The sequence below is a fragment of the Emticicia agri genome (assembly GCF_004168285.1).
Taxonomy (GTDB): Bacteria; Bacteroidota; Bacteroidia; order Cytophagales; family Spirosomataceae; genus Emticicia; species Emticicia agri.
The window spans coordinates 1-2962 of the sequence record NZ_SEWF01000127.1; the positions used below are offsets into that span (position 1 = coordinate 1).

At 45.0% G+C, this 2962-nt stretch carries 2 protein-coding genes; both read right to left on the reverse strand.

Annotation, left to right across the window (positions count from 1 at the left end; genetic code table 11):
- Positions 1–148: 148 nt before the first annotated feature.
- A complete protein-coding gene (locus tag EWM59_RS28015; protein WP_165372286.1) occupies positions 149–298 on the reverse strand; it encodes a hypothetical protein in 150 nt (49 codons plus the stop codon).
- A 458-nt stretch (positions 299–756) separates the two neighbouring features.
- A partial coding sequence (locus EWM59_RS28020) for an Ig-like domain-containing protein (RefSeq protein ID WP_374755961.1) occupies positions 757–2962 on the reverse strand: 2206 nt, incomplete at its 5' end.

A 2962-nucleotide genomic window follows, 5' to 3' on the forward strand; every position in this document is an offset into this window, starting at 1 on the left:
CCGAGGGTTTCAGACAAGGAGAATTTTCTTCAACCGAAACAGATTTAGCTAACCTTTTAGGCAGAAAACCAGCCACAGTAAAAGATTTTCTGACAGGCGTTTATTCAGCTTGATAAACGTAGGTAGATACTTAGGTACGGGTAAATCGCTACCTGAGTCCCATACCGTTTGTGCGTTGATACAACATTACCACTGCGTTCGACAGCTCATTGATACCCATGCTTTTAGGCTTGTCCTGACCCATAAGCGGCCACTCATAGAGCAATAGTAAAAAAACAATCAGAAGGTATGTCTTCATCAGACTTTTATATAATAGGTATAGTATATCAAGGCTTTTTATTCTATAAGCAAAACTATTGATAATAAACAGTAAATAGAAGAAATATGCCTAAACCTTATTATACGGTTAAGCCTGGATTGAGAAAAGAATGATTTTTAAACTATAAATGAGTAGGTTTTCGCAGTAATAGGTTATAAACAGGCGTAAAAAAATGGCTGTATTAAAAGGAAATTGTTGGCAAAATTATATTTGGCACAAATTTTTCCTCACCCTCTAAATCTCCCTCTCCTGAAAAAGGAGCGGCCGCCGCGCGGAGGGAGACTTTAAGCCCTTCTCCTTTTTCAGGAGAAGGGTTGGGATGAGGATTTTTCCAAACGGTACGCTGCCAAATATTATTCTGAACTCCTTCCTTTCAATACAGCCCTATTCTAAACAACAAATAAACTCTTATTTAACTCCTGCCGAAATTGTTATCATTACGGACAGTCTTCTATTTTAGCCAGAAAGACCTCGCTGCCTCCTGCCTGAAAACCGGGGTTCATCACTATCGCTTTTGCTGCATAATAATTGACACCTGTGGCTACATTGGCGGTACTGGTAATGGTTTGAGACACCCGGTAATTGCCTGCTGCCTGACTACCCGAGAAAGTAAGATTGACATTGACAGTAGCCACTACAGGCACTCTTACCGACTGACAAGGGCTTGCGCCTATCAGCGAACAACCCACATAATAGGTAGTAGTAGTAGCAATACTTGGCGTATTAAAGCTCGTGCCTGTACCTAAAGATGTTCCCCCACTTACGCCTGCATACCAGTTAATCGTACCACCTGCGCATCCGGTGGCAGTAAGGGTTACAGAACCAGTGCCACAACGACTGCCTGCTGTCGGAGTCGGCGGAGTCGGATTAGTTACCGTAGCAGTGGCCGTTACTCTGGCAGATGTACAAGTACCTATTGTACAGCTTGCATAATAGTTAGTAGTAGTTGATATACTTGGCGTATTAAAACTGGTGCCTGCACCTAAGGAAGTTCCACCACTTACACCTGCATACCAGTTAATTGTACCACCTGCACAACCGGAGGCAGTAAGCGTTACAGAGCCAGTTCCACAACGGCTGCCATTGGTGGTAGTTGGCGGATTGGCATTGATTACCGTAGCCGTTACCAATACTCTATTTGATATACAGTTACCAATAGTACAACTCACGTAGTAGTTGGTAGTAGTGGAGATACTTGGCGTATTAAAGCTGGTGCCAGTTGCTAATGAGGTTCCGCCGCTTACACCTGCATACCAGTTAATAGTACCCCCTGCACATCCGGTGGCTTTAAGATTTACTGACCCTGTGCCACAACGGCTACCTGCTGTCGGAGTCGGTGGAGTCGTATTGGTTACCGTAGCAGTGGCCGTTACCCTAACCGATGTACAGGTACCCACCGTACAACTGGCATAATAGTTAGTAGTAGTGGAGATACTTGGCGTATTAAAGCTCGTGCCTGCACCTAAGGAAGTTCCACCAGTTACACCTGCATACCAGTTAATAGTACCACCTGCACAACCGGAGGCAGTAAGCGTTACAGAACCTGTACCACAACGGCTACCATTGGTGGTAGTCGGCGGATTGGCATTGGTTACTGTGGCGGTTACCAAAACTCTATTTGATGTACAACCACCGATCAGGCAACCTACATAGTAGTTGGTAGTAGTGGAGATACTTGGCGTATTAAAGCTGGTGCCTGTAGCTATTGATGTTCCGCCACTTACGCCTGCATACCAGTTAATCGTACCACCTGCGCAACCTGTGGCAGTAAGCGTTACCGAGCCTGTGCCACAACGACTGCCGTTTGTTGGTGTAGGTGCTGAGGCCGTAATTACAGTGATAGTAGCCACTGCCGAATTAATGGCCGCACAGTTACCATTTTTAACCACTGCCCGGTATTTGGTTGTTTGCGACAGATTAGAGAAATTGAGCGTAGTAGTTGTATTGGCAATAGTAACAATGTTACTCACAAAGTTATCAGTAGAAGACTCCCATCTCACAATTGAACCCGTGTGTCCGCTGAGGGTTAGTGTACCTGAATTGGCACCTATACATACCGATTGACTTCCGGCAACCGTACCGCCTACACTTGGCGCAGTAATAGTAAAGGTAGTTTTGGTACGGCAGGCTCCTGTAATATTAGACTGAACATAGAAATCAGTTGAACCCGGGGTAGCGGTATTCGGGATACCCGACCCGGCTACACCTACCGGATTGAACACATTGCCTGTGAATATAGAACTTCCACCGGAGGCAGCAGTAAACCAGCTATTGGTTATAGGGAAGACAGCCGAAGTTGCCTGTACGACAAAACTTCCGGTATAGCCATTCGCATAAGGAGTAACTACCAGTACATAGGTAGTTCCGGCTGTGAGGTTATAGGTAACTTTTGAAGCATATTGTAAATCACCACTATCGTCATCACCTTTCAGGAAATTGGTAGCCGGACTACCAGGCGTAAAAGTATTCAGATAAAGCGACATATAGGTATCATAAGGGAACCCTCCTGTAATACTGCCGCCAACCGTTTCAAAGGTTACAGAACCACTGCTTGGTGCTACAAAACTGATAGTTTTATAGAAAACTGCGTTAGCAAACGAACCAACAGGCGTATAAGTAGATACGTTATCTCCGGCAGCTCTA

Bases quoted from the DNA above. Each gene is read 5' to 3' on its own strand.
- EWM59_RS28015 (WP_165372286.1), bottom strand. From the start codon at position 298: ATGAAGACATACCTTCTGATTGTTTTTTTACTATTGCTCTATGAGTGG.